This is a genomic window from Streptomyces microflavus, assembly GCF_014650075.1.
Classification (GTDB): domain Bacteria; phylum Actinomycetota; class Actinomycetes; order Streptomycetales; family Streptomycetaceae; genus Streptomyces; species Streptomyces microflavus.
In genome coordinates this window covers 1-14641 of sequence record NZ_BMUG01000013.1, presented here as the reverse complement: position 1 = coordinate 14641, position 14641 = coordinate 1, and the positions used below count along the sequence as shown (strand labels likewise).

General features: G+C 71.7%; 15 protein-coding genes and 1 pseudogene. 10 read left to right on the top strand and 6 right to left on the bottom strand.

All coding sequences use genetic code 11. The annotated features are described in order from the left end of the window. Positions 1-91: 91 nt before the first annotated feature. Both IE264_RS31895 and miaB read right to left on the bottom strand, forming a co-directional pair. Positions 92-796 carry a class III extradiol dioxygenase subunit B-like domain-containing protein gene (locus IE264_RS31895; protein ID WP_032757099.1) on the bottom strand — a complete coding sequence of 235 codons (705 nt, stop codon included), beginning with the start codon at positions 794-796 and terminating at the stop codon, positions 92-94. Between the two features lie 58 nt (positions 797-854). Then, a complete protein-coding gene (miaB, locus tag IE264_RS31890) occupies positions 855-2375 on the bottom strand; it encodes a tRNA (N6-isopentenyl adenosine(37)-C2)-methylthiotransferase MiaB (protein WP_078618769.1) in 1521 nt (506 codons plus the stop codon). Positions 2376-2476: 101 nt separating this feature from the next. Here miaB and IE264_RS31885 point away from each other — a divergent pair, with 101 nt between their 5' ends. After that, positions 2477-3475, top strand: a complete 999-nt coding sequence (locus IE264_RS31885; protein ID WP_032757098.1) for a TAXI family TRAP transporter solute-binding subunit — start codon at positions 2477-2479, stop codon at positions 3473-3475. 42 nt (positions 3476-3517) lie between these two features. On the opposite strand, the gene IE264_RS31880 is transcribed toward IE264_RS31885, so the two are convergent. Then, positions 3518-4915 carry a sensor histidine kinase gene (locus IE264_RS31880; RefSeq protein WP_032757097.1) on the bottom strand — a complete coding sequence of 466 codons (1398 nt, stop codon included), beginning with the start codon at positions 4913-4915 and terminating at the stop codon, positions 3518-3520. A gap of 18 nt (positions 4916-4933) precedes the next feature. Then, positions 4934-5626, bottom strand: a complete 693-nt coding sequence (locus tag IE264_RS31875; RefSeq protein ID WP_015611887.1) for a response regulator transcription factor — start codon at positions 5624-5626, stop codon at positions 4934-4936. A 406-nt stretch (positions 5627-6032) separates the two neighbouring features. Here IE264_RS31875 and IE264_RS31870 point away from each other — a divergent pair, with 406 nt between their 5' ends. The 9 genes from IE264_RS31870 (at position 6033) to IE264_RS31835 (ending at position 13631) form a co-directional block, all read left to right on the top strand. Next, a complete protein-coding gene (locus IE264_RS31870) occupies positions 6033-6818 on the top strand; it encodes an amino acid ABC transporter ATP-binding protein (protein WP_015611886.1) in 786 nt (261 codons plus the stop codon). A gap of 46 nt (positions 6819-6864) precedes the next feature. Continuing rightward, the gene (locus IE264_RS31865) at positions 6865-7788 is read left to right on the top strand and encodes a glutamate ABC transporter substrate-binding protein (RefSeq protein WP_015611885.1); all 924 of its coding nucleotides are present in this window, start codon (positions 6865-6867) and stop codon (positions 7786-7788) included. Positions 7789-7948: 160 nt separating this feature from the next. Then, complete coding sequence (locus IE264_RS31860; protein ID WP_015611884.1) at positions 7949-8596, top strand: amino acid ABC transporter permease; 648 nt, start codon at positions 7949-7951, stop codon at positions 8594-8596. Further along, on the top strand, positions 8593-9546 hold the full coding sequence (locus IE264_RS31855) for an amino acid ABC transporter permease (protein WP_015611883.1): 954 nt from the start codon (positions 8593-8595) through the stop codon (positions 9544-9546). The genes IE264_RS31860 and IE264_RS31855 overlap by 4 nt, the downstream gene beginning before the upstream one ends. 166 nt (positions 9547-9712) lie before the next feature. After that, positions 9713-11449, top strand: a complete 1737-nt coding sequence (locus IE264_RS31850; protein WP_032757096.1) for an FAD-dependent monooxygenase — start codon at positions 9713-9715, stop codon at positions 11447-11449. Positions 11450-11481: 32 nt separating this feature from the next. After that, positions 11482-11568 (top strand): putative leader peptide, encoded by an 87-nt coding sequence (locus tag IE264_RS38755; protein WP_311307652.1) that lies wholly within the window; start codon positions 11482-11484, stop codon positions 11566-11568. Between the two features lie 74 nt (positions 11569-11642). Beyond that, the gene (locus tag IE264_RS31845) at positions 11643-12263 is read left to right on the top strand and encodes a cupin domain-containing protein (RefSeq protein WP_015611880.1); all 621 of its coding nucleotides are present in this window, start codon (positions 11643-11645) and stop codon (positions 12261-12263) included. Beyond that, entirely contained in the window at positions 12260-12751 is a 492-nt protein-coding gene (locus IE264_RS31840; RefSeq protein ID WP_032757095.1) for a rhodanese-like domain-containing protein, read from the top strand. The genes IE264_RS31845 and IE264_RS31840 overlap by 4 nt, the downstream gene beginning before the upstream one ends. A 220-nt stretch (positions 12752-12971) precedes the next feature. After that, on the top strand, positions 12972-13631 hold the full coding sequence (locus IE264_RS31835; protein ID WP_032757094.1) for a DUF6197 family protein: 660 nt from the start codon (positions 12972-12974) through the stop codon (positions 13629-13631). Between the two features lie 125 nt (positions 13632-13756). Here IE264_RS31835 and recX read toward each other — a convergent pair whose 3' ends face one another. Then, on the bottom strand, positions 13757-14419 hold the full coding sequence (recX, locus tag IE264_RS31830) for a recombination regulator RecX (protein ID WP_032757093.1): 663 nt from the start codon (positions 14417-14419) through the stop codon (positions 13757-13759). Between the two features lie 3 nt (positions 14420-14422). Further along, a pseudogene (locus IE264_RS31825) lies at positions 14423-14641 on the bottom strand (recombinase RecA); the annotation flags it as partial.

Here is a 14641-nt window from a genome sequence, read left to right as displayed (position 1 = left end):
GCGGCCTGCCCCTGACAGGGGCAGGCCCCGACGGCGGCACCGGATCTCTCCGGTGCCGCCGTCGGCCTGTCCAGGACCAGGCGGTGTCCGTTCAGGACCAGGTGGCGACGGTGTAGCCGACTCCGTAGGGCGCGTCCTCGTACAGCAGCCGCCCGCCGAGGCCCGCTCCTCGTGCGGCGCCGCTGAGCACCTGCCAGGGGGCCCGGCCGGCCGCCTTGAGGTCGTACGCGAGTGTCGCGTCCAGCGCGTCCAGTGCGGCGAGGTCCGCGGAGCCCAGCGCCGCGGTGGCCAGGGCGTCGAAGGCCTCGGCCCGTTCGTCCAGGTAGCCGGGCGCCTTGAGCGTGCGGCAGGCGCTGCCGTCGCCCATCACCAGGAGCGCGACGCGGTCGACGCGGGCGGCCAGCCCCTCTCCGGCCCGTGCGCACTCGCCGGCGGGGTGGCGCGCGTCCACCGCGAGCCCCTCGACCGGTGCGCCCGCCCAGCGGGCCCGGTCCAGCAGCCACGCGCCCACGGCGAGGGAGTCCGGCAGCGGGGGTTCCTGCGCGGCCGGGCCCGGCTCGCCCAGGGTGACGTCGAGGGCGACGCCGAACCCGCGGAAGGAGCCGTGCCCGCCGGACGGGTAGGACCGGCCGGCCCCCGGCCCCACGACCACGAGCAGGTCGGGGCGGGAGGCGGCGAGCACCCCCACGGCGTCCAGGCACGCGGCGCGCGCGGTGTCGAGTTCGGGCGCGGCCCCGGCGGCGACCTCGGGCACCAGGAGCGGCGGGCAGGGGCACACGGCGGCGGCGACAAGCATGCCGGTCAGGGTACTTGCCGGGGGCCGGGTCCCCGCTCCCCGTCGCCTCCCGTGCGGATCAGCCGATGCCGCAGGCCGGTGCCGCGGCGGCCGGCAGCGGGGCCGGGGCGCCGATGGTGGGGAGGCCGAGCATCACTCCGGCCGGCTTGGCGGCGGCGGCCGTGGTGCGCTTCTCCCAGGCGTCGCCCGCGCGGGTGGTCCGTACGGCGAGCGGGGTGCCCTCGGCGAGCAGGTGGTGCGGGGCGGCGTAGGTGACCTCGACGGTCACCACGTCGCCGGGGCGCACGTCCTGGCCGGGCTTGGTGAAGTGGACCAGGCGGTTGTCGGGGGCGCGGCCGGAGAGGCGGTGGGTGGCGCCGTCCTTGCGGCCCTCCCCCTCGGCGACCATGACGTCCAGGGTGCGGCCGACCTGTTTCTTGTTCTCGTCCCAGGAGATCTGCTCCTGGAGGGCGGACAGGCGCATGTACCGCTCCTGCACGACCTCCTTGGGAATCTGGCCGTCCATGTCGGCGGCCGGCGTCCCGGGGCGCTTGGAGTACTGGAAGGTGAACGCGTTGGCGAAACGGGCCTCGCGGACGGCGTGCATCGTCTGGTCGAAGTCCTCCTCGGTCTCGCCGGGGAAGCCCACGATGATGTCGGTGGAGATGGCGGCGTCCGGCATCGCGGCGCGCACCTTCTCGATGATCCCGAGGAAGCGCTCCTGACGGTAGGAGCGACGCATCGCCTTCAGTACGCGGTCGGAGCCGGACTGCATCGGCATGTGGAGCTGGGGCATCACGTTCGGCGTCTCGGCCATGGCGGCGATGACGTCGTCGGTGAAGTCGCGGGGGTGCGGGGAGGTGAAGCGGACCCGCTCCAGGCCCTCGATCCTCCCGCAGGCCCGCAGCAGCTTGGAGAAGGCCTCGCGGTCGCCGATGTCGGAGCCGTACGCGTTGACGTTCTGGCCGAGCAGGGTGATCTCGGACACGCCCTCGGCGACCAGGGCCTCGATCTCGGCCAGGATGTCGCCGGTACGGCGGTCCTTCTCCTTGCCGCGCAGCGCCGGGACGATGCAGAAGGTGCAGGTGTTGTTGCAGCCGACGGAGATGGAGACCCACGCGGCGTACGCGGACTCTCGGCGGGTGGGGAGCGTGGAGGGGAAGGCCTCCAGGGATTCGGCGATCTCGATCTGCGCCTCCTCCTGGATACGGGCGCGCTCCAGGAGGACCGGCAGCTTGCCGATGTTGTGCGTGCCGAAGACGACGTCCACCCAGGGGGCCCGCTTGACGATGGTGTCGCGGTCCTTCTGGGCGAGGCAGCCGCCGACGGCGATCTGCATCCCGGGGCGCTTGGTCTTCATCGGGGCGAGCCGGCCGAGGTTGCCGTAGAGCTTGTTGTCGGCGTTCTCGCGTACCGCGCAGGTGTTGAAGACGACGACGTCGGCGTCGCCGTCGGAGCCCTCGGGGGCGCGGACGTATCCGGCGCCCTCCAGGAGACCCGACAGCCGTTCGGAGTCGTGGACGTTCATCTGGCACCCGTAGGTGCGCACCTCGTAGCTCTTCTGGACGTCCACTGCTTCGCTCCGGTTGCCGCTGCTCATGTGACCAGGGTAGGCGGTTGCCGGGCGCGCCCCTCCCGTACCGGGTCCGCCTCGGCGGCCGGGCCTGGTCAGAGGGGCGGTGAGCTGGCAGGATCGCGCGCATGCTCCACGCTCTGTCCCGATTCGGCCGACGTCGCACCCTTCAGACGGGCGCCGCGCTCGCGGTCGTGCTCGGGCTGCTCGCGTGGTGGCTCCTTCCCCTGGGCGAACGGGCCCCGAGCGGGACGCTGACCTTCTCCACGGGGGTGCCGAGCGGCGTCTACCAGCGGTACGGGGAACGGCTGGAAGGCGCCCTTGCCAAGGACATGCCCGAGGTGTCGATAAAGCTCCTCACCAGCGAGGGCTCCCAGCAGAACCTCGCGCGGGTGGCGACGGGAGAGGCCGACTTCACCATCGCCACCGCCGACGCCGTGGCGACCTATGTGCGCGACGGCAGGCCCGGCGCCCATCTGCTGCGGGGCTGTGTGCGGCTCTACGACGACTATGTGCAGCTGGTCGTCCCGCGCGACTCCGACATCGCCGGCGTCGCCGATCTGCGGGGCAAGCGGGTCGGCGTCGGCCAGGAGGGCTCCGGGGTCCGGCTGGTCGCGGACCGGCTGCTGAACGCGGCGGGACTCCACCCGACGCAGGACGTGACCGCGGTGTCGGCGGGCATCAACACCATGCCGGACCGGCTGGTCTCCGGGGACCTGGACGCCTTCTTCTGGTCCGGCGGGCTGCCGACCGGGGCGGTGCAGGAGCTGACGGAGCGGTTCGCCGTGAAGCTGGTCCCGCTGGACGAGGACCTGGTCAAGGAGCTGCAGTCGGTCGGCGGCTCCGCCCGCTACTACCGTTCGGCGACGATGCCCGCCGACGCCTACCGCTTCGCCCAGCGGGGCCAGTCGGTCGCCACGGTCGCCGTCGCCAATCTGCTCATCACCACGGACCGTACGGATCCGGCCATGACCGAGGCCTTCACCCGGACGGTGATCAACAGCCGGGACCGGATCGGCCGCGAGGTGCACGCGGCGCAGCTGGTGGACCTGCGGACTGCGATCTACACGGACCCGCTGGAAGTGCACGAGGGCGCCAAGCGCTACTACCGCTCGGTCAAGCCCTGAGCCGCTGAACCCCTGAGCCGGAAACCCTCCGGGCCCCGGGCCTCAGGGGGTCTGCGGCAGCTCGCGCGGCACCGAGACAGTGACCCGCAGGCCGTGCGGCTCATGGCGTTCGTACGTGATCGAGCCGCCGCCCGCCGCGAGGAGCACGCGGGAGATGGAGAGGCCGAGCCCCGACCCGCTGACGTTCTGGTGGCGGGTGCTGCGCCAGAAGCGGTCCCCGACGCGTTCCAGCTCCTGCTCGGTGAGGCCGGGCCCCCGGTCGGCGACCACGACGGTCGTGGCGGTGGCTCCCGGGACGACCGTGACCCGTACGTCCTGTCCGGCCGGGGTGAACTTCAGGGCGTTGTCGATGACCGCGTCCAGGGCGCTCGAGAGCGCTGTGGGGTCGGCCCAGGCGGTGGCGGCCGGGGCCCCGTCCTGGATCAGGTGCACGCCCTTCTCGTCCGCCATCGGACGCCAGGAGGCGACGCGTTCGGCAGTGAGCGGGACGATGTCGGTCAGCTGGAGGTCCGCCTCGGTGTGTTCGGCCAGCGCCAGGTCGAGGAGGTCGTCCAGGACCCGGGCCAGCCGCTTGCCCTCGGTGCGTACGGCGGCGATCTCCTCGTTGCCCTCGGGCAGTTCCAGGGCGAGGAGTTCGATGCGCAGGAGCAGCGCGGCGAGCGGGTTGCGCAGCTGGTGCGAGGCGTCGGCGACGAAGGCGCGCTGCTGTTCCAGGACGTCCTCGACGTTGTCGGCCATCTCGTTGAAGGACCGGGCCAGGCGCCTCAGCTCCGGCGGCCCGCCGGAGGCGGCGACCCGGGAGCGCATCCGGCCGACGGCGATGTCGTGGGTGGCCGCGTCCAGGACCCGCACCGGCAGCAGCACCCAGCCGGTGAGCCGGACGGCGGCGCCGACCGCGACCAGCATGGCCAGCGCCTCGCCGACCGCGATCAGCAGCCAGGTCCGCAGGATGCGGGAGCGCATCTCGTCGGTGGGCGAATCGATGACGACCACGGCGACGACGTCACCGTCGCGCACGACGGGCGAGGCGACGACGACCCGGCCGTCCTGCCAGGGCCAGACCTGCGGGGGGTCGTGCGAACGGCGGCCGAGGAGCGCTTCGCTGAAGGCGGTGCGCCCCTCCCCCTCGGCCGGCAGCAGCCAGCCGTCCGGGGCCTTCGCCAGGGCCAGGTCGTTGCGGTAGAAGATGCCGGCCCGGATGCCGTACACCGAGGCGTAGACCTCCAGGTCGGTGGCGAGCGTCAGACGGCGCTCGTCGGTGGCCGGGACCGTGTCGGTGATGGACTGGGCGAGGGCCGCGAAGCGGGCGGTGTCGTCGATCCGGTCGATGACCAGACGCTGCTGCTCGGCGGCGGCCACACTCACCGCGAGCGGGAAGCCGAGGGTGAGCAGGACGGCGGCCATCAGCGTGATGAGCAGGGGGAGGAGACGGGTGCGCACCGGGGGAGAAGCCGTCCGTCACGCGGCCGGGGCGACGAGCCGGTAGCCGACGCCTCGCACGGTCTCGATGAGGGCGGGCAGCCCGAGCTTGGAGCGCAGCGAGGCCACGTGCACCTCCAGGGTGCGCCCGGTCCCCTCCCAGCTGGTGCGCCAGACCTCGCTGATGATCTGTTCGCGGCGGAAGACCACGCCGGGCCGCTGGGCGAGGAGGGCCAGCAGGTCGAACTCCTTGCGGGTCAGCTGGACCTCTGCGTCGTCGACGCTGACGCGCCGGGTCGGCAGCTCTATCCGGACGGACCCCAGACGCAGTGCCGCGACGGGGGTCGACGCGGTGTCCTCGCCACTGGTGGTGCGCCGGGCGACCGCGTGGATACGGGCGAGCAGCTCACCGGTGTCGTAGGGCTTGGTGACGTAGTCGTCGGCGCCGAGGTTGAGTCCGTGGATGCGCGAGCGGACGTCGGCACGGGCGGTAACCATGATCACCGGGGTCGCGGTGCGCTTGCGGATCTTGCCGCAGACCTCGTAGCCGTCCTGGTCGGGCAGGCCGAGGTCGAGCAGGATGACGCCGAAGGGCTCCTTCTCCGCGGGCAGCAGCGCGCGCAGGGCCTCCTCGCCGTTGCGGGCGTGCACGACCTGGAACCCGTGCCGGGCGAGCACGGCGGACAGGGCCGCCGCGACATGGTCGTCGTCCTCGACGAGCAGCAGTCTCATGGCCCTCCTCTCCGTCTCCCCGGGCCGTGGGGACGTCCCGTACTCGTTCGCGTAACCGGTCCTGTGCACGCCACCGTTGCACGGCGCCACACGGCGATATCTCAAGTTTCGCCCTGCTTCACCCGGAAGATCCCTGGCGAAACTCTCCGTTCAGCGGCGCTTCACATTCTTTTGCCGCACAGGGCATCCACTCCGATGACCGGCATGCCAGTCAAGAGGCTGCCGGTTACAGCAGGGTTTCCGTTATGCACCCGGTACGCCCGGGCACCGCTCGTGACGTCCCCTTCACGCGGAGTGTCCGGTTGCCGCCGGATCGTTATGCTCAATTTCCGCTCAGATGTAATGACGCTGGTCGCACCGCGTCATTAGTGTCCTTGGCACCCGAGGAGGACGGAGCAAGAAGCCGATGAGCGGAGTTTCAGTGACCAAGGCCGCCGAGGATGCCGCGCCCGCGGGCGACGACCTTGTCGTACTGAGCGACGTCAACAAGCACTTCGGCGCGCTGCATGTGCTCCAGGACATCGACCTGACCATCGCCCGTGGCGAGGTCGTGGTCGTCATCGGGCCCTCCGGGTCCGGGAAGTCCACGCTGTGCCGCACGATCAACCGCTTGGAGACGATCGATTCGGGTGCGATCTCGATCGACGGCAAGCCCCTGCCCCAGGAGGGCAAGGAGCTGGCGCGGTTGCGCGCCGACGTGGGCATGGTCTTCCAGTCGTTCAATCTCTTCGCACACAAGACGGTGCTGGAGAACGTCATGCTGGGCCAGACCAAGGTCCGCAGGACCGACAAGAAGGCCGCGGAGGAGAAGGCCCGGACCCTTCTCGACCGGGTGGGCGTCGGCGTACAGGCCGACAAGTACCCGGCACAGCTCTCCGGCGGCCAGCAGCAACGCGTGGCGATCGCACGGGCGTTGGCGATGGACCCGAAGGTCATGCTCTTCGACGAGCCGACGTCGGCTCTCGACCCGGAGATGATCAACGAGGTCCTCGAAGTCATGCAGCAGCTGGCCCGGGACGGAATGACGATGATCGTCGTCACCCATGAGATGGGCTTTGCCCGTTCGGCCGCCAATCGTGTGGTGTTCATGGCGGACGGAAAGATCGTCGAAGAAGCGACGCCCGAGCAGTTCTTCAGCAATCCGCGCAGCGACCGGGCCAAGGACTTCCTGTCGAAGATCCTTCACCACTGACGACCGACGACTGACGACAACGACCCACGGCATAAGGAAAACTCACATGAAGCTCCGCAAGTCGGCCGCCGTCGCGGCCATCGCCGTCCTCGCCCTGACCGCGACCGCGTGTGGTGGCAAGGAGGGTTCCGCCGGTGACAAACCGAGCGGCACCAAGCCCGGCTCCTCCGAGGCTCCCGCGCTGCCCACGTACACCGTCGCCAAGGACGTCTCCCTGGACTCGCCGGTCTTCAAGAAGGCGAAGGAGCGCGGCAAGCTGATCATCGGCGCCAAGGCCGACCAGCCCTACCTCGGCTTCGAGGACCAGTCGACCAAGGAGCGCTCCGGCTTCGACATCGAGATCGCCAAGATGATCGCGGCGGACCTCGGCTTCACGGAGAAGCAGATCGAGTGGAAGACCGTCGACTCCGGCATCCGTGAGACGGCGATCTCCAAGGGCCAGGTCGACTACTTCGTCGGTACGTACACGATCAACGACGAGCGCAAGAAGCAGGTCGGCTTCGCCGGTCCGTACTACAAGGCGGGCGCCGACCTCCTGGTCCGCAAGGACGACAACTCCATCACCGGCAAGGACTCGGTGAAGGGCAAGAAGGTCTGCTCGATCGTCGGCTCCACCCCGCTCCAGGAGATCAAGAAGCCGGAGTACGGCGCGGACGTCGTCGAGCTGGCCAAGTACTCCGACTGCGTGCAGCAGGTGCTGACCAAGCAGGTCGACGCCCTCACCACGGACGACTCGATCCTCAAGGGTTATGCGGCCGCCAACTCCGGCAAGCTCAGGGTCGTCGGCAAGCCGTTCACCAGCGAGCCCTACGGCGTCGGCCTGAACAAGGACGACAAGGTCCTGCGCGACGCGATCAACGACTCGCTCGAGAAGCACGTCACGGACGGCACGTACAAGAAGATCTACGAGGCCACGCTGGGCCTGTCCGGTTCGGACTACATCGAGCCGCCGGCGCTCGAGCGCTACTGACGCCGTCCGCCGTCCCACGGCCGACGCCCCGTCACTGACGTACCGCGTGTGACTCAGGAGGCGTCCCGTACGCCGCCGCTGCCCCTCAGGGGCACGGGGCGGGCGCACGGGGCGCCCCTTCCCCTGCCCTGATGCCGCTGACCGCCGACGCGGAGACCTCATGAACGTACTGCTCGACAATTTCCCAGAGTTCCGCGACGGCTTCATAGGAACCGTGTCGATCACCGCCGTCAGCTCGGTTATCGCCCTGGTGCTCGGTGTCGCCATCGCCGGATTCCGGGTCTCGCCGGTGCCGCCGCTGCGGTACTTCGGCACCGCCTGGGTGACGCTGATGCGCAACACCCCGCTGACGCTGCTCTTCCTGATCTTCTTCTTCGTCGTCCCGGAGATCCTCTTCCCGGGGATGAGCCCGTTCGTGCTCGGCTCGCTGGCGCTCGGCTTCTACACCTCCTCGTTCGTCTGCGAGGCGGTCCGCTCCGGCATCAACACCGTGCCGCTGGGCCAGGCCGAAGCCGCCCGCTCGATCGGCATGACGTTCGCCCAGACCCTGCGCATCGTGGTGCTCCCCCAGGCGACGCGGACCGTCATCCCGCCGCTGAGCAGCATCTTCATCGCGCTCACCAAGAACTCCGCGATCGCCGGAGCCTTCAGCGTCGCCGAACTCTTCGGCTGGCAGAAGCTGATGAGCGACAAGGGCTACGACATCGTCCCCGTCTTCATCTGGGTGGCCCTCGGCTACCTGGTCGTCACGTTTACCATCAGCGGCCTCTTCCGGCTGCTGGAGCGTCGCATGGAGGTCGCCCGATGAGCGCCAGCGTTCTCTACGACGCCCCGGGCCCCAAGGCCGTCGTCCGTAACCGCATCTACGCCGTCGTCGGCACCCTCGCCATCGCGGCGCTGATCGCGGTCAGTCTGCTGCGGCTGGCCGACAAGGGCCACCTGGCCCCCGAGATGTGGGACATCTTCAACTACTCGGGCATCCGGCAGAACATCGCCGACGCCCTCGTCGCCACGCTCAAGGCGTTCGGCCTGGCCGCGGTCGGCTCGGTCGTCCTCGGTGTGGTGCTGGCGGTGGGACGCCTCTCCGACCACAAACCGGTCCGCTGGGCGGCGACCACCTTCATCGAGCTGTTCCGCTCGCTCCCGCTGCTGATCACGATCTACGCCATCTGGGTCGGCTTCCTCACCGACTACTCGATGTGGGCGCTGGCCGCGGGCCTGTCCGTCTACAACGGCTGTGTGCAGGCCGAGGTGCTGCGCGCCGGCATCAACGCCGTCCCCCGGGGCCAGAGCGAGGCCGCGTACGCGCTCGGCATGAGCAAGACCCAGGTGATGGTCACCGTCCTGATGCCGCAGGCGGTCCGGTCGATGCTGCCGACGATCATCAGCCAGCTCGTGGTGACCCTCAAGGACACCTCGCTCGGCTTCATCATCCTGTACCCGGAGCTGCTCCAGACCGCGCGTCTGATCGCCTCCAACACCCTGGTCAACGGCCAGTACCCGTACGTCTCGACGATCACGGTCATCGGCACGATCTACATCGCGCTCTGTCTGCTGCTCTCGTCGCTGGCGACCTGGATCGAGAAGCGCGGCCGCCGCGCCAAGACCGGCATCGCGGTGGCGCCGGCCGTCCAGGCCCCCGGAACCATCGACGCGACGGCCGGCACGTTCGGCCCGAACGCCGACACCACAGGGGGCGCAGGGGGCGCAGGCACCGGGGCCGACGGTGCAGGTGGGGCCGGAGTGTCACAGAACTGACCGTGGTCGGTCCTTCCCGGCAGAAGCATTCGAGGCAGCGGCGCACGCGTCGCTGCCTCGGTCACTTGACGCAAGCACCCCCAGTGGGTTGCATACGTTCTGTGATCACGCACCCGGCTTCCACTGCCACGTTCCGCATGACCGTACGGGCCGGAGGACACGCGCCGTGGACCCGGTGATCGTCGTCGGCGCCGGGCCCGTCGGCCTGACGCTGTCGCTGGCCCTCGCCGCCCAGGGTGTCCCCTGCGTGCTCCTCGACGAGGGGCCGGGCACCGAGGAAGTACGTCTCGCCCGCACGGTCGTGCTGCGTGAGGACACCGCCGATCTGGTGGAGCGGCTCGGCGCCGCCCGCCTGGAGAAGGACGGGCTGCGGTGGAGCGGGTGGCGCTCGATGCGCCGGAAGCAGCTGGTCCGTGATGTGCCGCTGGGTCCGGGTTCCGGGGACTCCGTCGACGAGGACGCGCCGCCCCTCCCGGCCCCCCTCCACATTCCGCAGCACGCGCTGGCGTCGGCCCTGCGCGCCGCCGTCGCGGCGGCGCCGCTGGTGAAGCTGGTGGAGCTGAGCCGGGTCGACACCCTGGAGCAGGACCGCGACGGCGTCACGGTGCACACCAAGGGGCCCGGTGCGACCTGGTGGCGCGGCAGCTATCTGGTCGGCTGCGACGGCGCACGCTCGACCGTGCGCAAGCTGCTGGACATCAGGTTTCCCGGTCGTACGGCGGTGGAACGGCACGCCGTCGCCGCGCTGCGGGCCGACCTGCCCTGGCCGGGCGAGGCCGTGCTGCACCGGCAGCCGCCGTGGCGCACCGGGGGTGCCGAGGTCGGCGCGCGGCCGCTGCCGGACGGGGTCTGGCGGCTGGACTGGCTGCTCCCGCCGCGCGGCGAGCTGGTCACCCCGGACGCCCTGATCACCCGCATCCGGGACAGTCTGGCCGGCTGGTGCGGCGAGACCCCGCCGTACGAGCTGCTCGACACCGGGGTGCACACGCTCCACCACCGCCTCGCCCGGCGCTGGCGGGTGCAGCGGGCCTTCCTGGCGGGCGACGCCGCGCATCTGCTGGGAGCGCTCGGCACCCAGGGCCTGGACGAGGGCATCCGGGACGCCGAGAACCTGGCGTGGAAGCTCGCCCACGCCTGGCATCACGGCGGCACCGATCTGCTGCTCGACAGCTACCAGGCCGAACGCCGGGCCGCGGTGGCCGCCCGGCTGCGCGCCGCCGACCAGTCCCTGCCGATACTGCGGGGCGGCGGGGGACTGCGGACGCTGGTACCGGGCGCGGCCCGGAGTCACGACACGCTGCTCGCCGACGGCCACCTGGGCTGCGGAGCCCTCGGTGCGCCCCCTTCGTACACGCACTCCCCCCTTGCACCACCGCACGCCGAGGCGCACACCACGGTGGGTACGCCCCCCGGTGCGCCGGTCGCCGATGTACGGGTGACGGCGCCGGACGGAACGTCGGTACGGCTGCGCGAGCGGCTCGGGCAGGGGCACCCGCTGGTGATCCTGGTCGCCCCCGGAACCGGTGTGTGGGACCGGCGGCACTGGCTGACCGCCGGCATCATGCCGCGCCTCGTGGAAGCCGTGGAGGCACTGCCGTCCACGGCGGAGCTGCTGGTCACGGAGAGCTACCCGGGTGCGTCGGCCCACACCGTCCTGCTGGTGCGGCCCGACGGACACCTGGTGGCCGCCTTCGCCGGCGTACGGCCCGCGGAGCTGTTCGCCGCGGCGCGGGCGGCGCTGGGCGGGCTGACCGGGGCCGGGGCCGGGTCCGACGCCGGATCCGCGGAGAGCGGGGACGGGGAGAGCGGGGACAGGAAGAGCGACGGGGACGAGCGGGGGGCGGCGCGCGCGCCGGGGCCCCGCGAGCGGGTTCACGCCGACCGGACCGCCAGGATCAATTGACCGTCACGGGCGCACATGGTGTACTCCAGATCATGACCGACACCGATGTGCGCCTGTGGCGGAGGGTCCATATGGACCTCCTCCGTTACGCGGGCTGCGTGTGTCGCCCGTCCTGCTGAATCGCCCTCCTCTGCCGGTCCGTGCCGCTTTCCCGCACGGCCGGGATCTCGCGCGAACTCTCAGGACGGTCCCTGTGTCTTCCCCCTCTCCTGCCGTACCCACGGCTGCTTCCGTACCCTCCCCCGCCTCCCCCGCCACCGGACCGGTGGCCTCCGCTCCCGCTGTTTCCGCGCGGGTCGGCTCGGCCCGTTCCGTTTCCTCCGGTCCGACGGTCGCGGAGCTGCTTGACTTCGTGCGCCGCGCCGCCGAGGACACCGCGCTCATCGCCTCTCTCCCGCTCGATCCGGAGGGCCGCACCTGGGTCCGGCTCGACGGGCCGGGTGGCAGCGAGGCCTGGCTGATCGGCTGGCCGCCGGGGACCGGGACCGGCTGGCACGACCACGCCGACTCGGTCGGCGCCTTCACCACCGCGGCCGGCGCCCTCAAGGAGCACTCACTGGCCGTACGGCTGCCCACCGACGGCTGGAAGACCCTGGAGCTGAACGAGGGGGTGGACCGGTCACGGGAGCTGGCGGCCGGTCAGGGGCGGGCCTTCGGGCAGAACCATGTGCACGAGGTCCTCAACGAGTCCGACAGCGTGCATGCCGTCTCCGTCCACGCGTACTACCCGCCGCTGCCGCGGATCCGCCGGTTCAGCCGCACCGGCGCGGTGCTCCGGCTGGAGCAGACCGAGCGCCCGGAGGACTGGCAGTGAGCGGCGACGACCGGGGTGGCGCCGAGGGCGTGGGCACCCCGGAGCCGGTGGGCATCGACGAGCTGCTGGAGCGGGTCCGGGCCGGTTACGACCGGATCGGCCCGCACGAGGCTTCCGCCGCGGCGGCGGACGGGGCGCTGCTGGTGGACATCCGGTACGCGGCACTCCGGGACCGGGACGGGCTCATTCCCGGCGCGCTGGTCGTGGAGCGCAACGAGCTGGAGTGGCGGCTCGACCCGCAGGGCAGCCACCGCGCCGCCGAGGCGGTGAGCCACGACCTCCCGGTGGTCGTCATCTGCAACGAGGGGTACGCGTCGAGCCTCGCGGTGACATCGCTGCGCCAACTCGGGCTGCACCGGTCCACCGACCTGATCGGCGGCTTCCAGGCCTGGCGCGCGGCAGGGCTCCCGGTGACCCTGGCCGCCGACGCCGAGACCGCTGCCGACGCCGACGCCGAGGGCAGGACCGGCACCGGCACCGGCGGCTGACGCCGGACATCGATCCGAGGGAGGGGGCGGCCACGGGCGTGACGTGGCCGCCCCCTCCCTCACGTCCGGCTCACTTCCGACTCACTGCTTCTGGCTCACTTCTTCTGAACCTCGCTCCTGCGCGTGACACACCCGAACGCCGCATTCCAGTAGAGCCATCGCCGTGCGCGACCGACATTCGCCTCATACAGAGGTCGAAATGTACGGAGATGACGCACTCATGGCGATCCCAGTCCTCACCCCCGACCAGCTCGACGCCCAGGCTTCCCGGCTGCACGACACACAAGCGTGGCAGCGCATCGTCTCGGGGTGGGAGAGCACCGCCCCCCAGCCCGTGCTCTCCCCGGCCGAGCGCCCGGAGCCGGTAGTCCCCGGCCGGTGCCCGTCACCCGCACAGGACCGCCCTGCCGACTGGCGGAGTCTGTTGTCCGTCCCCGTCGACCGGCTCATCGACGACTCCCTGCAGGCGCTGCCGGCAGCGCCTCCGCCCGAGCGCCCGCTCCCCGGTCGGCTGGGTGCGGTACTGCCCGACCGTGTACACGCCTGGCGGCGGGTCGGCCAGAGAGATCTGAGACCCTCCGTCCACCTCGGCTACGCCCGGCAGGTCCTGACCGAATGGGGCTGGCAGAACACCCCGTACCGGCTGCGCAACGCCCGTGGCGCCCGCTGCATCTGCGGCGCGATGCTCACCGCCCACCGGCTCGGCTACGGCTCCCCCACCACCGTGAACCGGGCCGGCGCCTGGCTGATCACCGAGCTCCGCTCCCAGGGGTGGCCCGGGCTGATCGGCCCCTGGAACCGCGCGCCGGGCCGCACCGCGGCGGACGCGTTGGCCCTCCTCGACTCAGCCGCCCGCCGCGCGTCCCTGGCCGGACACTGACCGGCGGGCCCCCGACCGCCGCTCCGCTCCCCGCTGCTGACCGGCCACCACTGCTGACCGGCCACTACTGCACAGCGCCCCCGCTGCCCGCGCCCGCTCCCCCGTCCGGCCCGCGCCCGCTCCCCTCAGAAAGGCTCGTCCAGGCCTTCCGTGTCCTCGCCTTCCTCCTCCAGCGCCTGGCGCACCACCCGCAGGGCCATGCCCTCCCCGTATCCCTTGCGGGCGAGCATGCCCGCGAGGCGGCGCAGCCGCTTGTCGCGGTCCAGGCCGCGGGTGGAGCGGAGCTTGCGGGCCACCAGCTCCCGGGCCGTCTCCTCCTCCTGATCGGCGTCGAGCCGCCCGACCGCGTCATCGATCACGGACGGGGCGACGCCCTTCGTGCGCAGCTCGCGGACGAGGGCCCGGCGGGCGAGCCCCCGGCCGTGGTGCCGGGACTCCACCCATGCCCCGGCGAAGGCCGCGTCGTCGATCAGCCCGACGTCCTCGAAGCGCGAGAGGACCTCCTCGGCGGCCTCGTCCGGGATCTCCCGCTTGCGCAGGGCGTCCGCGAGCTGCTTGCGCGTCCTCGGCGTCCCGGTGAGCAGGCGCAGGCAGATATTGCGCGCCTGCTCGACCGGATCGCGGGGCTCGCCCCTGTCCCGCTGATCACGCGGCTCCCCCTTCTCGGCCCTCGACGAGGAAGGGGAGCCGCTGCTCCTGGTGCCGGAGCGGCCACGGCGGCCCGCCCCTTCGCCGAACCCGGCGCCGGGCTCCGCAGGGCCTCCCGGCCACTCCGTACGACGTGCCACGGCCTAGCTCTTGGCCGCCGCGGTCTTGGCCGGCTTCGCCTTGGTGGCCGCAGCGGTCACCGGCTTCGCCGCCCCGTCCGCCGCCGCTCCCGCAGCCGCCGTTCCTTCCGCGGCCGGCTCGGCGGTCTCGGTCTCCGGCCGGACACCGACACCCAGCTTCTCCAGGATCTTCTTCTCGATCTCGTCGGCGAGGTCGGGGTTGTCCTTGAGGAAGTTGCGGGC

What these genes read in the sequence shown, in the direction of transcription:
- IE264_RS31860 (WP_015611884.1), top strand. Translation starts at nt 7,949, where the DNA reads ATGAACGTACTGCTCGACAATTTCCCAGAGTTCCGCGACGGCTTCATA.
- miaB (WP_078618769.1), bottom strand. Translation starts at nt 2,375, where the DNA reads ATGAGCAGCGGCAACCGGAGCGAAGCAGTGGACGTCCAGAAGAGCTAC.
- IE264_RS31855 (WP_015611883.1), top strand. Translation starts at nt 8,593, where the DNA reads ATGAGCGCCAGCGTTCTCTACGACGCCCCGGGCCCCAAGGCCGTCGTC.
- IE264_RS31885 (WP_032757098.1), top strand. Translation starts at nt 2,477, where the DNA reads ATGCTCCACGCTCTGTCCCGATTCGGCCGACGTCGCACCCTTCAGACG.
- IE264_RS31835 (WP_032757094.1), top strand. Translation starts at nt 12,972, where the DNA reads ATGGCGATCCCAGTCCTCACCCCCGACCAGCTCGACGCCCAGGCTTCC.
- IE264_RS31870 (WP_015611886.1), top strand. Translation starts at nt 6,033, where the DNA reads ATGAGCGGAGTTTCAGTGACCAAGGCCGCCGAGGATGCCGCGCCCGCG.
- IE264_RS31875 (WP_015611887.1), bottom strand. Translation starts at nt 5,626, where the DNA reads ATGAGACTGCTGCTCGTCGAGGACGACGACCATGTCGCGGCGGCCCTG.
- IE264_RS31895 (WP_032757099.1), bottom strand. Translation starts at nt 796, where the DNA reads ATGCTTGTCGCCGCCGCCGTGTGCCCCTGCCCGCCGCTCCTGGTGCCC.
- IE264_RS38755 (WP_311307652.1), top strand. Translation starts at nt 11,482, where the DNA reads ATGACCGACACCGATGTGCGCCTGTGGCGGAGGGTCCATATGGACCTC.
- IE264_RS31865 (WP_015611885.1), top strand. Translation starts at nt 6,865, where the DNA reads ATGAAGCTCCGCAAGTCGGCCGCCGTCGCGGCCATCGCCGTCCTCGCC.